At 66.8% G+C, this 600-nt stretch carries 1 protein-coding gene and 1 pseudogene; both read left to right on the top strand.

The features are described 5' to 3' along the window. Positions 1-225 (top strand): annotated as a pseudogene (locus KW845_RS29315) (C4-dicarboxylate ABC transporter substrate-binding protein); the annotation flags it as partial. Positions 226-227: 2 nt separating this feature from the next. Beyond that, a partial coding sequence (locus KW845_RS29310) for a TRAP transporter large permease subunit (protein WP_218372942.1) occupies positions 228-600 on the top strand: 373 nt, incomplete at its 3' end.

Below are 600 nucleotides of genomic sequence, written 5' to 3'. Positions count from 1 at the left end.
GTGCGCTGGCCGGTCAAGCTGCTGATTCCGGTGGGCTTTGCGCTGCTGGTGCTGGCCGGTGTCTCGCGGCTGATCAAGTGCGTGGGGTACCTGCGCGGCCAGTGCCCGGATCCGCTGGCACGCGCGGCGGGCAAGAGCGCCGAGGAAGAGCTGGCTGAAGAGATCGCCCGTGAAGCGCAGGCGCGCGAAGCGGCCCTGCTGCAACAACAAGACAAGGGTCGCTGATCATGGAGTTTTTCATTGCGAATCTGGCGCCGATCATGTTCGGCACGCTGGTGGTATTCCTGCTGCTGGGTTTTCCGGTGGCTTTTGCGCTGGCGGCCAACGGCATCCTGTATGGCCTGGTGGGCATGGAGCTGGGGCTGTTCAACGCGTCGCTGTTCCAGGCGCTGCCGCAGCGGGTGTTCGGCATCGTGGCCAACGACACGCTGCTGGCGGTGCCGTTCTTTACCCTGATGGGGCTGGTGCTGGAGCGATCCGGCATGGCCGAAGACCTGCTCGAGACGATCGGGCAGGTGTTCGGCCCGCTGCGCGGGGGGCTGGCCATTGCGGTGGTGGTGGTGGGGGCGATGCTGGCGGCGACCACCGGGGTGGTGTCGG

Origin of the sequence: Bordetella sp. BOR01 (assembly GCF_019218885.1) — a bacterium.
In the GTDB taxonomy this organism is placed as follows: Bacteria; Pseudomonadota; Gammaproteobacteria; order Burkholderiales; family Burkholderiaceae_B; genus Bordetella_A.
Note: the sequence above shows the minus strand (reverse complement) of the source record. Positions and strands in the feature narration are given on the sequence as shown.